Origin of the sequence: Curtobacterium sp. VKM Ac-2922 (genome assembly GCF_022815645.1) — a bacterium.
Classification (GTDB): Bacteria; Actinomycetota; Actinomycetes; order Actinomycetales; family Microbacteriaceae; genus Curtobacterium.
This window is the reverse complement of the sequence record NZ_JALGRO010000010.1, coordinates 13,671-31,363: the sequence shown is the minus strand read 5'-3', so window position 1 is coordinate 31,363 and position 17,693 is coordinate 13,671. Positions and strand designations below refer to the sequence as shown.

20 protein-coding genes are annotated in these 17,693 nt (G+C 72.2%); 17 read left to right on the top strand and 3 right to left on the bottom strand.

From position 1 onward, the window contains the following. Positions 1-17 precede the first annotated feature (17 nt). The 11 genes from MT346_RS12570 to MT346_RS12520 all read left to right on the top strand — a co-directional run bounded on the left by MT346_RS12570 (position 18) and on the right by MT346_RS12520 (position 6,387). Positions 18-713, top strand: a complete 696-nt coding sequence (locus tag MT346_RS12570) for a DUF4232 domain-containing protein (protein ID WP_243563420.1) — start codon at positions 18-20, stop codon at positions 711-713. Between the two features lie 24 nt (positions 714-737). Further along, a complete protein-coding gene (locus tag MT346_RS18445) occupies positions 738-1,934 on the top strand; it encodes an AraC family transcriptional regulator (RefSeq protein WP_243563419.1) in 1,197 nt (398 codons plus the stop codon). A gap of 160 nt (positions 1,935-2,094) precedes the next feature. Beyond that, entirely contained in the window at positions 2,095-2,550 is a 456-nt protein-coding gene (locus MT346_RS12560) for an Asp23/Gls24 family envelope stress response protein (RefSeq protein ID WP_243563418.1), read from the top strand. Beyond that, entirely contained in the window at positions 2,547-2,738 is a 192-nt protein-coding gene (locus MT346_RS12555; protein WP_243563417.1) for a DUF2273 domain-containing protein, read from the top strand. The genes MT346_RS12560 and MT346_RS12555 overlap by 4 nt, the downstream gene beginning before the upstream one ends. Beyond that, positions 2,735-3,082 carry a hypothetical protein gene (locus MT346_RS12550; RefSeq protein WP_243563416.1) on the top strand — a complete coding sequence of 116 codons (348 nt, stop codon included), beginning with the start codon at positions 2,735-2,737 and terminating at the stop codon, positions 3,080-3,082. The genes MT346_RS12555 and MT346_RS12550 overlap by 4 nt, the downstream gene beginning before the upstream one ends. Before the next feature lie 8 nt (positions 3,083-3,090). Further along, on the top strand, positions 3,091-3,666 hold the full coding sequence (locus tag MT346_RS12545) for a DUF6286 domain-containing protein (RefSeq protein ID WP_243563415.1): 576 nt from the start codon (positions 3,091-3,093) through the stop codon (positions 3,664-3,666). Beyond that, complete coding sequence (locus tag MT346_RS12540; RefSeq protein WP_243563414.1) at positions 3,663-4,226, top strand: hypothetical protein; 564 nt, start codon at positions 3,663-3,665, stop codon at positions 4,224-4,226. The genes MT346_RS12545 and MT346_RS12540 overlap by 4 nt, the downstream gene beginning before the upstream one ends. Before the next feature lie 93 nt (positions 4,227-4,319). Next, on the top strand, positions 4,320-4,493 hold the full coding sequence (locus MT346_RS12535) for a CsbD family protein (protein ID WP_243563413.1): 174 nt from the start codon (positions 4,320-4,322) through the stop codon (positions 4,491-4,493). A gap of 75 nt (positions 4,494-4,568) precedes the next feature. Beyond that, complete coding sequence (locus MT346_RS12530; protein WP_243563412.1) at positions 4,569-5,744, top strand: Asp23/Gls24 family envelope stress response protein; 1,176 nt, start codon at positions 4,569-4,571, stop codon at positions 5,742-5,744. Then, complete coding sequence (locus MT346_RS12525) at positions 5,741-6,163, top strand: MFS transporter permease (protein ID WP_243563411.1); 423 nt, start codon at positions 5,741-5,743, stop codon at positions 6,161-6,163. Before MT346_RS12530 ends, MT346_RS12525 begins: the two co-directional genes overlap by 4 nt. Positions 6,164-6,195: 32 nt before the next feature. Then, on the top strand, positions 6,196-6,387 hold the full coding sequence (locus MT346_RS12520) for a hypothetical protein (RefSeq protein ID WP_243563410.1): 192 nt from the start codon (positions 6,196-6,198) through the stop codon (positions 6,385-6,387). 83 nt (positions 6,388-6,470) lie between these two features. Here the strand turns inward: MT346_RS12520 and MT346_RS12515 are convergent, their stop codons facing one another. After that, complete coding sequence (locus tag MT346_RS12515; RefSeq protein ID WP_243563409.1) at positions 6,471-7,427, bottom strand: serine hydrolase; 957 nt, start codon at positions 7,425-7,427, stop codon at positions 6,471-6,473. Further along, positions 7,427-9,391 (bottom strand): M13 family metallopeptidase, encoded by a 1,965-nt coding sequence (locus MT346_RS12510; protein ID WP_243563408.1) that lies wholly within the window; start codon positions 9,389-9,391, stop codon positions 7,427-7,429. Before MT346_RS12510 ends, MT346_RS12515 begins: the two co-directional genes overlap by 1 nt. Positions 9,392-9,449: 58 nt before the next feature. On the opposite strand from MT346_RS12510, the gene MT346_RS12505 reads away from it, so the two are divergent. Together MT346_RS12505 and MT346_RS12500 are read left to right on the top strand one after the other, a co-directional pair. Continuing rightward, the gene (locus MT346_RS12505; protein ID WP_243563407.1) at positions 9,450-10,787 is read left to right on the top strand and encodes a uracil-xanthine permease family protein; all 1,338 of its coding nucleotides are present in this window, start codon (positions 9,450-9,452) and stop codon (positions 10,785-10,787) included. Between the two features lie 96 nt (positions 10,788-10,883). Continuing rightward, the gene (locus tag MT346_RS12500) at positions 10,884-12,194 is read left to right on the top strand and encodes an MATE family efflux transporter (protein WP_243563406.1); all 1,311 of its coding nucleotides are present in this window, start codon (positions 10,884-10,886) and stop codon (positions 12,192-12,194) included. Between the two features lie 194 nt (positions 12,195-12,388). Here the strand turns inward: MT346_RS12500 and MT346_RS12495 are convergent, their stop codons facing one another. Next, positions 12,389-13,564 carry a LacI family DNA-binding transcriptional regulator gene (locus tag MT346_RS12495; protein ID WP_243563405.1) on the bottom strand — a complete coding sequence of 392 codons (1,176 nt, stop codon included), beginning with the start codon at positions 13,562-13,564 and terminating at the stop codon, positions 12,389-12,391. Positions 13,565-13,619: 55 nt separating this feature from the next. Between MT346_RS12495 and MT346_RS12490 the strand changes: the two genes are divergently transcribed. The 4 genes from MT346_RS12490 to MT346_RS12475 all read left to right on the top strand — a co-directional run bounded on the left by MT346_RS12490 (position 13,620) and on the right by MT346_RS12475 (position 17,682). Then, entirely contained in the window at positions 13,620-14,870 is a 1,251-nt protein-coding gene (locus tag MT346_RS12490; protein WP_243563404.1) for an MFS transporter, read from the top strand. A 9-nt stretch (positions 14,871-14,879) separates the two neighbouring features. Continuing rightward, positions 14,880-15,575, top strand: coding sequence for an endonuclease NucS (nucS, locus tag MT346_RS12485; RefSeq protein ID WP_243563403.1), 696 nt, complete (start codon positions 14,880-14,882; stop codon positions 15,573-15,575). 101 nt (positions 15,576-15,676) lie between these two features. After that, positions 15,677-16,417 (top strand): HAD hydrolase-like protein, encoded by a 741-nt coding sequence (locus MT346_RS12480; RefSeq protein ID WP_243563402.1) that lies wholly within the window; start codon positions 15,677-15,679, stop codon positions 16,415-16,417. Next, positions 16,414-17,682: a CynX/NimT family MFS transporter gene (locus MT346_RS12475; RefSeq protein WP_243563401.1), complete on the top strand. Its 1,269-nt coding sequence runs from the start codon at positions 16,414-16,416 to the stop codon at positions 17,680-17,682. The genes MT346_RS12480 and MT346_RS12475 overlap by 4 nt, the downstream gene beginning before the upstream one ends. Positions 17,683-17,693: the final 11 nt, after the last annotated feature.

The window sequence follows — 17,693 nt, the reverse complement described above, 5'->3', positions numbered from 1 at the left end:
GTGGTTTCGTGTGGGACATGCACCGCAGCAGACGACCACTCGTGACCGGACTCCTCGCCCTGGCGGCCGCCGGGGCCCTGGCCGGCTGCTCGTCGGGCGGCAGCACCGGCGGCACGCCCACCGCCACCGCGACGACGACGGTGACCGCGGCCCCGTCGGCGGGGGGATCGCCGACGGGGGGATCGTCGGCGCCGTCCCCGTCGCAGGGCAGCGCGACGAACGGCGGGGACGGGGCGTCCGGCGGTTCGGGAACGTCGGGTGGCTCGGCGTCCGGTCGCTGCGCCACCGGGGACCTGACCGGATCCATCGCGCCGGGCGGCGGTGGCGCGGCCGGCAGCGTGGACGTCCACCTCGTGCTCACCAACACCGGGTCCACGACCTGCACGCTGCAGGGGTGGCCGGGCGTCTCGTTCGTCGGCGGGGGCAACGGCACCCAGATCGGCGCTGCGGCGACCCAGGAGCAGGGGTCTCCGCACCCGACCGTCACCCTGGCCAGCGGTCAGGCGGCCGTCGCCCCGCTGAAGATCGGGCAGGCCGGCAACTACGACGTGGCGGACTGCGGCCAGACGTCGCCGGACGGCTTCCGCGTGTACCCGCCCGGCTCGAAGCAGTCGCTCTTCGTCAAGGAGACCGCGTACACCGCGTGCCGCGGGTCCGGCGCCACGCTGCTGTCCGTCCAGGCACTCGTTCCCGAGGGACAGGCGACATCCTGACGACCGGGATGTGAAGATGTCGGTGTGAGCACGTCGTCCAGCAACGGATTCCGCAAGCAGCGGTTCACGGACGACGACGGCTCGGGCTACGACACGATCTTCACCTCGGAGTACGGCGGGTCGGACTTCGCGTCCGACACGTACGTCGCGCCGGGCACGCACTACGAGTACCTGGTCGTGGGCGACGACGACCTGTCGCTGCGGACGATGCGCGCCACGGGCGGTCGTCGGACGGGCGTGATCGGTCCGCGCGAGGACCACGTCGTCTTCTGGCTCGCACAGGGACACCTCGAGATGCACTTCGCCGACCGGGTCCGTGTCGTGCGGCCGGGATCGCCGTACATCGCCTCGGCGTCCGAGGCGTACCGGTTCGAGTCCGAGGAGACGATCTACAACGGCGTGCACCTGGCGGATGCGTTCCTGCGACGCGTCGGGCGCGAGCTCGGGTACCACCAGCCCGAGGGCCCGATGCTGTTCGAGCAGCAGGACGAGGTGATCGCCCGCCGCGAGCCCCTGCGTCGGCTGATCCGCGAGCTGAGCCCCGCGCTGATGGACGACCGCGTGCAGGGCGCCATGCGGACCGCGTTGAACCGCCGGCTCGCGGTCGTCGTCCTCGACACCTTCCCCCTGCGCGACCGCGGCGACGACGTCCCCGTGGCCAACCGCCTGCGCGACGCGATCCGGTTCATCGAGGAGCACGCGCGCGAGCGGCCGGCCGTCCGCGCGATCGCCGACGCCGCGGGGCTGTCCGAACGCAGTCTGCAGGACGTCTTCGTCCGCACCCTCGGGGTCACCCCGAGCCGCTTCCTGCGCGACCACCGGCTGGACGAGGCGCGCCGGTCCCTGCTGCACGGTGTGGGGGAAGGCGGCGTGGCGGACGTCGCGAGCGCGTGGGGGTTCTCGAACCCGGGACGCTTCGCCACCGCCTACCGCGAGCGGTTCGCCGAGAGCCCCAGCGCGACCATCCGCGCGGCACGAGGCCCCCGGCCGGAGAACGGCACCGTGTCCGCCCGGGTCCGCCGAGCCCTGTCGTTCATCGAGGACCACGCCGACGAGGCACTCACCGTGGAGCGCATCGCCGATGCCGCCGGGGTACGTCCGCGCCGGCTGCAGCAGCTGTTCCAGGCCGAGTGCGGAACCAGCCCGATGGCCCGGGTGCGCCATGTCCGCGCGGAACGTGCAGAGCGCAACGCGGCGGACGAAAAACGCGTCGACCACTGACCCCTCCGGCATCCGGGGGACAAACCAGCGGCGGAACGGCCCGAGTCTGGCAGGTCCCTGGGAAGCGTGACGGCGGCGTGACTTCTCTCTGAGTCAGCCCGTCTCATCCGTGAACAGCAACCGCTGGGAACACCCGGCGGGCACATCGGAAGGAGACCCCATGGCCGACACCACGAACACCACCGCCACGACCGCCACCCCGGCGACGCGTGCGCAGAACACCACCGGCACGACCACCGGCAAGACCGTCATCGACGACACCGTCGTCTCGAAGGTCGCCGGCATCGCCGCCCGTGAGGTCAACGGCGTGCACGGACTCGGCGGCGGCGCAGCCCGCGCCATCGGCGCCATCCGCGACGCCATCGGCCAGCGTGACCTGGGCCAGGGCGTCAAGGTCGAGGTCGGCGAGAAGCAGGTCGCCGCAGACATCGTGATCGTCGCCGAGTACCCGGTGCCGCTGCAGCAGGTCGCCGACGGCGTCCGCTCGTCGGTCGCCCGTGCGCTCGAGCAGATCGTCGGCATGGAGGTCGCCGAGGTCAACGTCACCGTCCAGGACGTCTACATCCCGGGTGACGACGACAACGACGACGACAAGAAGGAGTCGCGAGTCGCATGAGCAACACACTGAGCGGCGCCCTGATCGGCGCCATCCTGGCAGTCGTCGCACTGCAGTTCGGGTTCTGGGGCTTCGTCCTGGTCATCGTCTTCGGTGCGATCGGTGCGCTCGTCGCAGCCCTCGTGTCCGGCAAGATCGACCGCGGCGCCCTGACCGACGTGCTGACCGGACGCCGGAGCTCCCGGTGACCGGCGGCCCGGTCGTCCCGGGCCGCGCCGAGATCGGTGGTTCGGACGTCCCGGGCCGCGTCGAGATCACGGCGCGGGCCCTGACCTCGTGCGCCCGCGCCGTCGCCGCCGAGCGCCTCGGCGCTCCGGCCAAGCAGGTCCGCGTCGCCCTCGGCGACCACCGTGGCCTCCTCGCCCTCGACATCACGGGGCCGATCGCGGCGTCCGACGACATCGTCGGCCGATCGATCGCTGCCGCGTCCGAGGTCAAGGACCGCGTGGGCGCCCTCACCGGCCGTCAGGTCGGCAGTGCCCACATCGAGCTGACCGGGATCGTGCGCGAGCGCGACACCCGAGTCCGGTAGGAGACATCATGAGCAACAACAGCGTCGAGCGTCGCATCCGTCGCCGGAGCATCCACAGCTCCCGGTCGACCGCGGTGTCGATCGCGCTCGTGGTCCTCGTCCTGGTGGCCGCCTGGATCGGCACCGAGTCGGTCCTGCGCGCAGTCGGCTCGGCTCCGCTCCTGGCGGACCCGCAGACCGCCGTGGACGCGGCACTCCGTCCGGATGCCACGTTCGTCACGATCGCCGAGGTGATCGCCGTCGTCCTCGTGGTCCTGGGCATCGTCCTGATCGTCCTGGCCCTCAAGCCCGGCCGTCAGCACCGATCGGTGGTGCCGCACGACCGCGGTGCCGTCGTCATCGACACCCGCATCATCGCAGCCACCGCCGCCAACGCCGCGAGCTCCGCCGCCGGCGTGCCCGAGGGCAACACCTCGGCCAGCTCGCGCGGCACCACCACCGAGGTCCGGGTCGTCCCGGTCTCCGGCATGGCCGTCAACGAGTCCGCGGTGCAGTCCGCCGTGCAGGAACGCCTCTCCCACCTCGACGAGCGCTTCGGTCGCCGCGTCAAGGTCCGGGTCGCAGAACAGGGGACGCTGTCATGACCAAGAGCAACCGCACCATGAACCGCATCATCCTGTTCGTCCTGGGTCTGGTGGCCGTCCTGGTCGGGCTCGCCATGGGCGCCGGCGTGCTGCCGGCGGTCCGCGACGCGACCAAGCAGTACATCACGTTCCCCAAGAGCGTCGACGTCCCGTCGGCATCCCTGTGGATCGTCGCGGTCGTCTGCGCCGTCGTCATCGTCCTGTCGCTGCTCTGGGTCTTCACCCGCGGTGGCGGCGGTACCTCCGTCGCCGTCCGGGAACGCTCCGGCGACGACGCGGTCACCATCAACGTCGCACTCGTCCGTGACGTCGTGGACCACGAACTGCGCGGTGTCGGCGACGTCGTCAACGCGAAGGTCGACGTCTACCAGGTCAAGAAGCAGCGTGCCGCCCGCATCCGCGTCGCGGTCCGCCGCGGCGGCGACGCGGTCGCCGTGCTCGACGCAGTGGACCACGCCCTCAGCGTGCTCGACCGCACCCTCGGCCGCCCCGTTCCGGTGCTCGTGCACCTGACCGGCGGGACCCGCTCCGCGCTGGCGAAGTCGGTCCGCGTCCACTGACACCGGTCATCGGACGCACCCCGGGCCTCCCGGCCCACCCCACCCTCATCTGACACACCGGGCAACCAGCCCGACCGACGGAAGGAACCCACCATGGGTCTCGACGACAAGATCAAGAACGCTGCTCAGGACATCGCCGGCAAGGCCAAGGAGGCCCTGGGCAACGCGACCAACGACGACTCCAAGGTCGCCGAGGGCAAGAAGGACCAGGCCGCCGCGAGCGCCAAGAAGACGGGCGAGGACGTCAAGGACGTCTTCAAGAACTAGGCAGCTGCAGTGACGACGACGGGGCATCCGCCAGCGGGTGCCCCGTCGTCTCCTGTCCGGACCGAGGAGGACATCATGGAGAACGAGACCCACGCCCGCACACACGTCACCGATGTGGCGCTGCCCGCGTCGCTGACCGAACCACTGCCCGAGGACGCCAGCGCCCTCACCGTCGCAGCACGCACCGCAGCAGTCACCGCGATCGGCGTCGACGGCGTGCACCACCTGGGTGGCGTGCTCGAACGCGCGGCCGACCAGGTCCGCTCCCGACTCGGCCGGACCGCCAGCGCCCTGGGCGTCAAGGTGGACGACGCCGACGGCACGCTCGACGTGCAGGTGTCGCTCGTCGTCACCTACCCCGAGCCCGTCACGAAGGTCGCCGACGAGGTCCGCGCACAGGTCGCACACGCCGTCGCGCAGGTGGTCGGCCAGCCGGCGACCGTCGACGTGCGGGTCACCGACGTGCACGGCCCGTTCGACGACGAGCCGTCGAAGGTCTCCGAGGCCCTCGACACCGTGCGCGAGAAGGCCACCGAGGCGACCGACCGGGTCAAGGACGTCGCGTCCGACGCGGCCGACAACGTCAAGGCCGCGGCCTCCGACGCGGCTGCGAAGGCGCAGGAGGTCGGGGCCGACGTCGCCGACCGCATGCGTGACGCCGCCGACCGGACCCGCGAGGCCGCCGCCGAGGCGCTCGACCAGGTGCGCGACACCGCGTCCGAGACCGCCGACCGTGCCCGCACGGCAGCGGCCGAGGTGCGCGATTCTGCGTCCGAGACGGTGGACCGTGCCCGCGAGGCCGGCTCCGACGCGGTGGACCGTGCCCGCGAGGCCGGATCGGACGCGGTCGACCGTGCCCGCGAAGCCGGATCGGACGCGCTCGACCGGGCGTCCGATGCTGCCGGCGAGGCCGCTGACGCCGCCGAGGACGCAGCCGACTCTGCGAAGCAGGCGGCCCAGCACGCACGCCACGCGGCCGAGGACGCCGCCGAGGTCGTCGCCGACAAGACCGGTGACGCGGTCGACACCGCGACGGCGAAGGCCGACGACGCCGCGGAGGCCGTGGCCGACAAGGCCGACGACGCTCGAGACGCCGTCAGCCCCCAAGCCGAGGACGCCGTCGACGCCACCGAGCGCGCCGCGGACGACCTGGCCGACGCCGCTGCCCACGCCGCGGACGCGACCAAGGCCGCAGCGCACGACGCACACGACGCCGCAGCGACGGCGCACGACACGGACGCACGCGCATGACCGTGTGGTCCGGCCGCCGCGGGATGCGATCCGGCCGGGAACGTCCGCCGCGCGCCCGCGGCGTCTGGATCGCGACGGTCGTCGGCATCCTCGCCGTCCTGCTGCTGTTCGTCGGCGCGTTCCTGCCGCTGACCGGGTTCCTGGCCGGCGTCACCGCCACCACCGCGGGACTCGTGCCGTTCCCGTTCATCCGCGTCACGCTCGTGACGATCCTGGGTGGGGTCATCGTCCTCGCCCTGCTGATCCTCGCCGTGACCCGGCGACGGAGCGTGGCGGCATGGGTACCGGTCGTGTTCGCGATCCTGGTCACCCTCGCCGTGACGGCCTACCCGCTCGTCACCGTCGCGATCGGCTCGGCCGACCGGGCCGGCGACGTGTGGCCGATCATCACCGACCTCGTACGACGGATCACCGGCTGACCGGCCGGGATCCGACACTGAAGGGACTCACCATGCGCAACCGTCTGCTCGTCATCGCCGCCATCGTGCTCATCGGCTTCTGGTTCGGCTCGCGGTCCAACCGGACCGTCGTCAAGCAGTCCAAGGGCGAGACCGCCCGCAAGATGTGGAACGACCCGCACGCCCGCAAGGCGCGCAAGAAGCTCCGCGAGAAGATCGAGAAGGCCGCCAAGAAGCACAGCTGACGGCCTGGAGGCCCAGATCGCCTCCGCCACGAACGCCCCGACCGACATCCGGCCGGGGCGTTCGTGCGTGTGGTCGCGTCCGGTCAGCGCGTCACGGTCACGTGGACCGCGTCGAGCACCTCGGTGCCCATGGTCCGGAGCGCCTCGACGACGGCGAGACGCCGGTCGAGCGTGTCGTCCTCGAACGTCACGGTCACCGCGTAGCTGACGCTCGACCCGGGCCCGCGCAGCACCCCGGCCTCGGACCGGACACCCGGCCCGGTGCCCGTCACGGCGACCGCCTGCAGTCCGTGGTCGAGCGCCCGGTGCGCCAGGGGGTCCAGACCGAACGCCCCGGCGACCAGGGTGAGGTCGGTCGCCAGGGACAGCCACCCGAGGACCCGGTTCGACACGCCTTCGTCGACGACCTCGCCGAGCGCCAGACCCCGCATCACCCAGCTGAGCTCGCCGGCAGCGGCCACGGCGACGTCCGGGGCGTCGTCGGGGCCCCGGCGGTCACGGACCCGGTCGATGAACGCGGACCGCTCGACCCCGAGCGACTCGGCACGTTCGCGCACGGCGTCGATGCCGACCGTCGACAGCAGCGCGTTCGTCGCCCACGCGTCCGCGGTCGCCCCGACCAGCGTCGCCAGGTCGGACACCTGCATCGTCGGCTCCTGCAGGAACTGCCACAGCCCGGGCCCGCCGGCGGTGTCGCGGGCCATGCGCTGCAACCGGTCGCCGTGCAGCCGACCGTCCTCGAGCCGCGCGGCGACCTCGATCAGCAGCAGGATCCGCCCGAGGCCGCCGACGGACTGCACCAACCGGTCGTCGACGGCCAGCAGGGCCTTGCCGCTCGACGTGTCGATGACGGACGCGCTGACACCCGCACCGTCGAACGCGAGCGCGCCGAGGGCCTCGACCGTCGCCGAGAACCGTTCCTCACCGCCGCCGCGATGCCGCCCTCGGGCACGGCTGCCCGCGCCGGCACGGCTGCCCGCTCCCGCGCGGCCGTCCTGGCGTCGCCGCCGCGAGGACGGAGCCGCGTCGGGTTCGACCATCACCAGATGGCGACGCGCTCGGCCGGGTCGAGGTACATCGCGTCCTGCTCCGTCACGCCGAAGGTGTCGTAGAACACGTCGATGTTCTGCACGACCTGGTTGCAGCGGAACTCGTTCGGCGAGTGCGGGTCGATCGTCAGCAGCCGCTCTGCCTCTTCCGGACGGATCGCCATCCGCCAGGCCTGCGCCCAGCTGAGGAAGAACCGCTCGGCGCCGGACAGCCCGTCGATCACCGCGGGCTCCTGCCCGTCGAGCGACAGCAGGTAGGCCTTCCACGCGATGGACAGCCCGCCCAGGTCGCCGATGTTCTCGCCGATCGTCAGCGCACCGTTGACGTACCCGTCGGGGACCTCGGTCGGCACGAGCGCGTCGTACTGGGCGATGAGGGCCTTCGTGCGCTCCTCGAACGCGGTGCGGTCGGCCTCGGTCCACCAGTTCTGCAGGCGTCCGTCGCCGTCGTACTGCGAGCCCTGGTCGTCGAACCCGTGGCCGATCTCGTGCCCGATGACGGCGCCGATCGCCCCGTAGTTGGCCGCGGCGTCGCGGTCGGCCTCGAAGAACGGGAACTGCAGGATGGCCGCCGGGAACACGATCTCGTTGAAGCCCGGGTTGTAGTACGCGTTGATGGTCTGCGGGGTCATGAACCACTCGTCGCGGTCGATGGGCTTGCCGATCTTGCCGAGCTCACGGTCGACCTGGAAGTCCGCGACCGCGCGCACGTTCCCGAGCAGGTCGTCCGCGGTGACCGACAGCGCCGAGTAGTCGCGCCACTGCACCGGGTAGCCGATCTTCGGCGTGAACTTGTCGAGCTTCTCGAGAGCACGGGCGCGGGTCTCGTCGGTCATCCAGTCGAGGTCCGTGATGCTCTGCCGGTACGCCTCGACCAGGTGCGCGACGAGGTCGTCCATCGTCGCCTTCGACGTCTCGTCGAAGTGCTCCTGCACGTAGATCCGGCCGACGGCCTCGCCCATGGCGCCCTCGACCAGCGAGACACCGCGCTTCCAGCGGTCTCGCTGCTTCGGAGCACCCGTGAGCGCCGTGCCGTAGAACGAGAAGCTCGTCGCCGAGAACGCCTTCGTCAGGTAGGGCGCCGAACCGCGGATGACCTGCCACGCCAGCCAGTCCTTCCAGACCTGCAGGTCCTCGGACTGCAGGAGCTCGGCCAGGCCGGTCAGGAACGAGGGCTCGCGGACGACGACGGTCTCGAACGCGCCAGCGGGGGCGTCGATCGCCTGCCACCAGCCCTGCAGGTCGATCCCGGGCGCGAGTGCCGCGACCTCGGACCACGGCAGCTTGTTGTAGGTCTTCTGGCTGTCGCGCGTGGCGACGTTGTCCCAGTGCTTGCCGGCCAGGGCGGTCTCGAGTGCGATGACGTGCTCGGTGCGTTCGGCGCCGTCGTCGAACCCGGCCAGGGGGAACATCGCGGCGACGAACTCGCGGTACTTCTGGCGGATGTCGGCGAAGCGGTCCTCGCGGTAGTACGACTCGTCGGGCAGACCCAGTCCGGACTGCTCGAGGAAGACGACGTAGGACTCGGGGTCGCCCGGGTCGTTGTCGACGAACAGCTGCAGGAAGCTCGGCAGGCCCAGGCGCTCGAACCGGCCGACCAGGCTGATGACGTCGGCGGGACTGGCGACGGCGGCGACCTCGGCGAGCAGGGGCTCGATCGGCGCGGTGCCGAGCGCCTCGAGCGCGGCCTCGTCCATGAAGGACGAGTACAGGTCGCCGACCTTGCGCTCCTCGGTGCCCGGGTCGGCCTGCTGCGAGCGCTCGATGATGTCGCGGACGGCGACCTCGGCCGCCTCGGCCAGCACGGTGAACGAGCCGTACCGGGCCTTGTCGTCGGGGATCGGTGTGGCGTCGATCCACTTCCCGTTGACGTGGCGGTACAGGTCGGTCCCCGGCTGCACCGTCTCGTCGAGTTCGTCGGTCTGGATCCCTGTGGTCGCTCGGACGTCGGTCATGCGATCCACGATAGTCACCGAACGGCACCGGGCATCGGGCTGCCGGTACGGTGCTGCCATGGGACTTCCGTGGAAGCTGCACGGTGACGGCACGACCGTCTCCGCGACGACGATCGTGGCGCCGGACGAGCGCCTGACCTGGCCACGGACGATCGGCCTGGGGGTGCAGCACGTCGTGGCGATGTTCGGCGCGACGTTCCTGGTCCCGCTGCTAACAGGCTTCCCGCCGTCGACGACGCTGCTGTTCAGCGGCATCGGGACGATCCTGTTCCTGCTGATCACAGGGAACCGGCTGCCGAGCTACCTCGGGTCGTCGTTCGCGTTCATCGCGCCGATCGGTGCCGCGACGAAGATCGGCGGCATCCCGCTCGCCCTGTCCGGCATCATCGTGGTCGGTGCGCTGCTGGCGGTGGTCGGTCTGGTCGTGCACCTGGCCGGCGCCGGGTGGATCGACCGTCTCATGCCCCCGGTCGTGTCCGGCGCGATCGTCGCCCTGATCGGGTTCAACCTGGCCCCGGCCGCGCGCGACAACTTCACGAAGTCCCCCGTCGTCGCGCTGATCACCCTGCTGTCGATCATCCTGGTCACGGTCCTGTTCAAGGGGCTGCTCGGACGCTTGTCGATCGTGATCGGCGTCGTCATCGGGTACGTCGCCGCGCTCATCGGCGGCCAGGTGGACTTCAGCGCCGTGTCCGACAAGCCCTGGATCGGCCTGCCGACGTTCACCGCGCCGGCGTTCGACCCGGCACAGCTGCCGATCTACCTGGCGTTCGTGCCCGTCGTCCTCGCACTGGTCGCCGAGAACGTCGGCCACGTCAAGGGCGTCGGGCAGCTCACGGGCCGCGACCTCACCCCGCTGACCGGGCGGGCCCTGATGGCCGACGGCATCTCCACCGTGCTGGCCGGGGTCGGCGGTGGCTCGGCGACCACCACGTACGGCGAGAACATCGGCGTGATGGCCGCCACCCGGGTCTTCTCGACCGCCGCGTACTGGGTCGCCGCGATCGCCGCGGTGCTGCTCGGGCTGTCCCCGAAGATCGGCGCGGTCATCTCGAGCGTGCCGGCGGGCGTGCTCGGCGGTGCCACCACCGCGCTCTACGGCCTGATCGGCGTCATCGGCATCCGCATCTGGGTCGAGAACCGCGTCGACTTCGCCAAGCCCAAGAACCAGCTGACGGCGGGCATCGCGCTCATCATCGGCATCGCGGACTTCACGTTCTCGTTCGGGCAGGCGAGCTTCAGCGGCATCATCGTCGGCACCGTCGCCGCGATCGTCGTCTACCACCTGATGGACCTGATCGGCCGTGCCCGCGGGACCGACCCGGCCGAGCCTGCGGCGTCGGAGACGGCGCACGCCGCCACCGGCGGCGTGCCCGCGGAACCGCGCGCGGATTGACGGTCGGACGGGAGGCCGTGGTCGGTCCGTCTGCGCACCGCACGCTGCGTGGACGGCGCGACCAGGGCCTCCCGTCCGGTCCGGCATGATGTCCTGATGCCCTCGTCACGTCGCGCCGTCGACCGCGACATCGTGCGGTTGGCACTGCCGGCGCTCGGTGCGCTCGTCGTCGAGCCGCTGTTCCTGATGACGGACACCGCCCTGGTCGGGCACCTCGGGGCGACGCCGCTGGCGGCCGTCGGCCTCGCGAGTGCGGTGCTGCAGACCGTGACCGGGCTGCTGGTGTTCCTGGCCTACTCGACCACGCCCGCCGTCGCCCGGGCGCTCGGCGGCGGTGACCGTCGCGCCGCGGTGCACGCGGGCATCGACGGGATGTGGCTCGCGCTCGGGCTCGGCGTGCTGCTCGCGGTGGTGGGCTGGCCGCTCGCCGGGCCGCTCGTGTCGCTGTTCGGTGCCGACGCTGCCGTGTCCGACGCGGCGACGGCGTACCTGAGCGTGTCGCTGATCGGTCTGCCCGGCATCCTGGTCGTCACCGCGTCCACCGGTCTGCTGCGCGGGCTGCAGGACACCCGGACGCCCTTGGTCGTCGCGACGATCGGCTTCGTGGCGAACGGCCTGCTCAACGCGCTGCTCATCTACGGGCTGGGGTGGGGCGTGGAGGGCTCGGCCGCCGGCACCGTCATCGTGCAGTGGGCGATGGCCGCCGTGTACGTCGTGATCGCGGTGCGCGCGGCCCGGGCGGTGGGTGCGCCGTTGCGGCCCGGGACCTCGGGCGTCGCACGGGCACTGCGCTCGGGCGCCTGGCTGTTCCTGCGCACGGCGTCGCTGCGTGTGGCGATGCTCGCGACGATCGGTGTCGCGGCCGGGCTCGGGACGACCGGGCTCGCCACCACCCAGGTCGGGCTGACCGTGTTCAGCACGTTGGCGTTCGCGCTCGACGCCCTGGCGATCGCCGGGCAGGCACTCGTCGGGCATGCGCTCGGCGCACGGGACGCCGACCGGGTGCGGCTCGTGACGACGCGGCTGGTGGTGCTGGGGATCGGCGGCGGTGTCCTGCTCGGAGCGCTGACGCTCGCCGCCAGCGGTGTGCTCGGGCCGGTGTTCTCGGACTCGGGCGCGGTGCGGGGTGCGCTGCCGCTCGTACTCGCGCTGATCGCGGCGGGGATGCCGATCGCGGGCTACGTGTTCGTGCTGGACGGGGTGCTCATCGGCGCCGGGGACGCGCGGTACCTGGCGCTCGCGGGCGGGCTGAACCTGGTCGTGTACCTGCCGCTGCTGTGGGCGTTCGGGGACGGGCTCGCGGCGCTGTGGGCGGTGTTCTCGTTCGGGTACATCGGGGTTCGCGCGGTGACGCTCGGCGTGCGGGCGCACCGGCCGGGGTGGATCGCGGTGGCGCTGGCGCGCTGAAGCGGCGCGCACGGCGGCGTGAGCACGGTGCGAGGTTCGGCGCGCGGTGCGGAGTTCGGCGGCGCACGCACGGTGCGAGGTTCGCTCCCGGTGCGAGGTTGGCGACTCGGTGCGAGGGAACAATCCGGCACCGAGCGGGCAACCCTGCACCGGAGCCCGGGCAACCAGCACGGTGCGAGGTCCGCCGGCCGGGGTCAGGACGCGCGGGGCGGCCCCGTCGTGTCGCCGATGCGGAGCTCGGAGCGGAAGGACGCCGGGCTCGGCGCCGCACCCTCGAGCATGGCCAGGGCAGCGCGGGCGGCCGCCTGCCCCTTCTGCACGAAGGGCTGCACGAGCGTGGTCAGGTGCCGGATCGGCGACCGGTGCAACAGGCTGTCGTCCACGTGGATGCCGTCGAAACCCACGACGCTGACGTCCTCGGGAACGCGCAACCCGGCCTCGAGCGCTGCCGAGATCACCCCGACGGCGAGCAGGTCGCTCTGCGCCACGACGGCGGTCGGTCGGCTGCCACCGGGGCCGAACAGGGCGTCACCGGCGATGCGCCCCTCTTCGACCGAGCTGCCGCCGGCCTCGATCGCGACGGCGTCCGGGAACACGCCCCGCACGCCGCGCAGCCGCTCCATCGTCGTGTGGGCGGCACCGGCGGCGAACCGCTCGTCGGACATCGGGCCGCGGTGCCGCGAGGCGTCGAGCGGCAGCGTGACGACCGTCACCGCCTGGTGCCCGAGGTCACGCAGGAACGCGGCCGCGCGGCGCGAGGCCTCGCGGTTGTCGAGCTGGATGGGGACCGCACCCGCGATGTCGTCGGCCTCGATCGCGACGACGGGGATGCCACGGCGTCGCAGGACCGCGACCGCGGGGTCGACACGGACGTTGCAGCCCACCAGCACCACCGCGTCCATCGGGGCGTCGACCAGCGGACCGGCGCCGCGCTCGTCGTCGAGCGGACTGCGGACGAGCAGCAGGGACACCCCGGCCTCGCCCGCGACCTCGGCGATGCCGTCGAGCGTCAGCACGTTCACCGGGTCGCGGAAGGCGTCGCTCAGCCGTTCGTCCATCACGACGCCGATGACGCCGGAGCGGCCGCGGCGCAGGGACCGGGCGCGGGGGTCCGGTCCGTCGTACCCGAGTTCGGCAGCGGCGGCGAGGACGCGCGCTCGGGTGTCCTCGGACACCGGGCCGGTGCCACTGAAGGCGAGTGATGCCGTGGACGGTGCGACCCCGGCGGCGCGGGCGACGGCGACGAGCGTCGGCCGAGAGCGCCGTGCGCCGACAGCGCCGGCAGCGGCAGGCGCGCCGGAACCAGCAGCGCCGGGCGCGCCAGCGTCGGGAGCGCCCGACGCGCCGGGAGGTGTTGCCGTGTCGTCCATCGCCGGTTAGCGTATCCGACAACCCCACTCGAATCGATTCGACAGGATCAGCACCATGACGACGGCGTCAGCCACCCGGACCACCCCGAGCACCACCGCCTGGCGCAACGCGGTGTTCGTCGTGTTCACCCTGTCCGGCCTGGCGATCGCGACGTGGCTCGGCCGGATCCCCAGCGTGCGCGACGAACTCCACGCCAGCACGTTCGAGATGGGCCTGCTCGTGGTCGGCATGAGCGTCGGCTCGATCGCCGGCCTGACCTTCGCCGGGCACATCGTCGGTCGACTCGGCGCGAAGCGAGGCGTGCAGATCGCCGCCGTCTGCCTGGCACTCGGTCTGGTGATGGCCGGTGTCGCCGTCAGCTCCGGGTGGGGCTTCGCCGCGATCTGGGTCTGCCTGATCGCCTTCGGCTTCGGCAACGGCCTGTGCGACGTGTCGATGAACGTCACCGGGGCCACCGCCGAGCGCCTGGGCGGCCGCACGATCATGCCGCTGTTCCACGCCGCGTTCAGCCTCGGCACGCTCGCCGGCGCCGGCCTCGGAGCCCTGGCCGAGGGGCTCGAGGTCCCCGTCGCGCTGCACTTCATCCTGATCGGCGTCGTCACCTGCGTCGCGCTCGGTACGGCCGTGCGGTGGTTCGGCGACGAGCGGATCACCGAGCCCGAGCCGACCGAGACCAGCCCGGTCCCGCTGCCCATCTCGCGCTGGGCCGTGTGGAAGCAGCCGTCGACGCTGCTGATCGGCGTGATCGTCCTCGGCATGGCGCTGGCCGAGGGGTCCGCCAACGACTGGCTGCCCCTGGCCATGATCGACGGGCACGGGCTCGACAACGCCAGTGGCTCGGCGGTGCTGACCGTGTTCCTGGCCGCGATGACCGTCGGCCGCGTCGCCGGCAGCCCGCTCATCGACCGGTTCGGACGCGTCCCCGTCCTGCGCACCAGCGCGGCCGTCGCCGTGGTGGGGCTGGGCATGCTGATCTTCGTGCCGAGCATCCCGCTGGCGATCGTCGGCGTGGTGCTCTGGGGGCTCGGGGCCAGCCTGGGCTTCCCGATGGGCATGTCCGCTGCGGCCGACGACCCCCGCACCGCGGCCGCGAAGGTCAGCGCCGTGGCCACCATCGGCTACGTCGCGTTCCTGGCCGGCCCGCCGATCATCGGGTTCGTCGGCGAGCAGTTCGGGCTGCTCAACGGTCTGCTCATCGTGTTCGTGTTCATCGTCGCGGCCGGACTGGCATCCGGGGCCGCACGCGAGTCGACGCCGGACGCGACGCGGACGACGGAAGCCGAGCCGGGCCTCCAGGGCCGTTAGGCTTCCCGGGTGCGTCTCGTCATCGCCCGCTGCTCCGTCGACTACGCCGGTCGCCTGTCGGCCCACCTGCCCCTGGCCACCCGGCTGCTCATGCTGAAGGCCGACGGCTCGCTGCTGGTCCACTCGGACGGCGGCAGCTACAAGCCGCTCAACTGGATGAGCCCGCCCTGCTCGATCGAGATCGGCGAGCCGACCGACGACCAGGCCGAGGCCGGCATCGAGCAGGTGTGGACGGTCACGCAGAAGAAGACCCAGGACAAGCTCGTCGTCGCGATCCACGAGGTGATCGCCGACCAGACCCACGACCTGGGCGTCGACCCGGGTCTGGTGAAGGACGGGGTCGAAGCGCACCTGCAGCAGCTGCTGTCCGAACAGATCGAGCTGCTCGGCGACGGCCACACCCTGGTGCGTCGCGAGTACATGACCGCGATCGGGCCGGTCGACATCCTGGCGCGCGACGACGCCGGGGCCAGCGTGGCCGTCGAGATGAAGCGCAACGCCAACATCGACGCGGTCGAGCAGCTCACCCGGTACCTCGAGCTGATGAACCGCGACCCGATGCTGCGCCCGGTGCAGGGCGTGCTGGCCGCGCAGACCGTCGCACCACAGGCCCGCACGCTCGCCGAGGACCGCGGCATCCGCGTGCTGGTGCTCGACTACGACGCCATGCGCGGCATCGAGGGCGGGCACACCCGCCTGTTCTGACCGTCGTTCCGTCCAGGCGGACTGGAGGCTCGGCGTGCCTCCGCCCCGCCCGTCCGGCCCCTGGTCGGCCGGTCCACGGCCCCGGATAGGCTGGGGAGGTCATGACAAGCCCGTTCAGCGCCATCCTCTTCGACCTCGACGGAACCATCAGCGACTCGGCGCCGGGCATCCTCGACAGCCTGACGTACACGTTCGGTCAGGTCGGCGTCCCCGTGCCGGACCACGAGACGCTGCTGTCGTTCGTCGGTCCGCCGATCCTCGACACGTTCCACATCGCGATGGGCATGGACGACTCGCTCGCCGACCGCACCCTGTCGGTGTACCGCGAGCACTACCTGTCGCACGGCGCGCTCGACTCGGCGATGTTCCCGGGGATCGACGTCGTGCTGCGCACCCTGCACCAGGCGGGCCTGCCGATCTCGACCGCGACGAGCAAGCCCGAGACCCCGGCGACGTACATCCTCGACCACTACGGCCTGACCGGGGACATCGACATCATCACGGGTGCCAGCGACGACGAGGTGCGGTCGTCGAAGGCCGACGTGGTCGAAGAAGCGCTGCGACGGCTCGAGGCCCGCGGGTTCGACGTCTCGCGTCCGGTGCTCGTCGGCGACCGGCGGCACGACGTCGAGGGCGCGGCCATGCACGGTGTCCCGACGGTGTTCGCGGCGTGGGGCTACGGCTCCCCCGCCGAGGCCGAGGGCACCATCGCCCAGGCCGCCACCCCGCTCGACCTGCTGCCGATCCTGCTGCCCGGGTCGGTCCCGGACGCCGCTGAGTCGAGCGGGGCCGGGTCGACTGCGACCGGTTCGACCGACGCCGACCTCGCCGGTCAGGCGTGACCGGCGCCACCGCCCTCCGCCGTGCCGGGTGGGTCCTGCCCGTCGCGATCGTCCTGGTCGCGCTCAACTTCCGCGGGCCGATCGTCGCGCCCGCCCCGGTCATCGGTGACATCAGGCTCGACCTCGGCCTGACCACGACCGTCGCCGGGCTGCTGACGACGATCCCCGTGCTCTGCTTCGCGCTGGCGACCCCGCTCGCCAGTTGGGTGATCGCGAAGGCCACCCCCGAGCGCGCGGTGTCGCTGTCGCTGCTGGTCGTGCTGATCGGCACCGTCGTCCGGTCACTGCCGAGCGCCGGCGCGCTGCTGGTCGGCACCGCGGTGATCGGCATCGGCATCACGATCGGCAACGTGGTGATCCCGGTCGTCATCCGCCGCGACACCTCGCCCGAGCGTGTGGGGATCGTCACCGGCGTGTACACGTCGGCGCTCAACGTCGGGTCGATGACCACCTCGCTCGGGACCGCGCCGATCGCCGCGCTGTGGGGCTGGCCCGTCGCGATCGCGCTGTGGGGCGTGCTGGCCGTCATCGCTGCCCTGGCGTGGTCGTACGCCGTCGGCACCCGCGCCGCCTGGCTCGGTCCGCGTCGGGGTTCCTCCGCCGAACCGCTGCCCGTCACCGGGCCGATCGACCAGGTGCTCGACACCGGCTCGATCCGGACCCAGACCCACACCACCGTCACCGCCGCGGGCACGGCGCAGGCTGCTCGTCCGGCGCGGTGGGTCACCATCGGGCTGACGTTCGCCTTCGGCGGCCAGGCGTTCTCGTACTACGCGCTGACCGCCTGGATCCCCACGCTGCTGCACGACGAGATCGGCTTCTCGAAGGCGTCGTCCGGGGCCAGCTCGTCGGTGTTCCAGATCTTGGCGGTCGTCGGTGCGCTCGGTGTCCCGGTGCTGGCATCCCGCTGGCGCCCCCGCGCGATCCTGTCCCTCGTCGCGTTCTTCTGGCTCGCGATGCCGCTCGGCCTGCTGTTCGCGCCGCAGCTCTGGCTGCTGTGGTCGGTCCTGGGCGGAGCGGCCCAGGGCGGCGGCATCACCGTGATCTTCATCATCATCGTGCGGCTGGTCTCGAACGACGTCGACGCCCGCCGGATGTCCGCGTTCGTGCAGGGCGGCGGGTACCTGCTCGGGTCGGCCGGGCCGCTGGTCGCCGGAGCCCTGCACGACGCCACCGGCGGGTGGACGGCCACGCTGCTGACCGTCCTGGTCGCGGTGCTCGTGCTCGGCGTCGTCGGCACGGTGGCCGCCCGCCGGGTGCCCTGACAGCGTCGTCG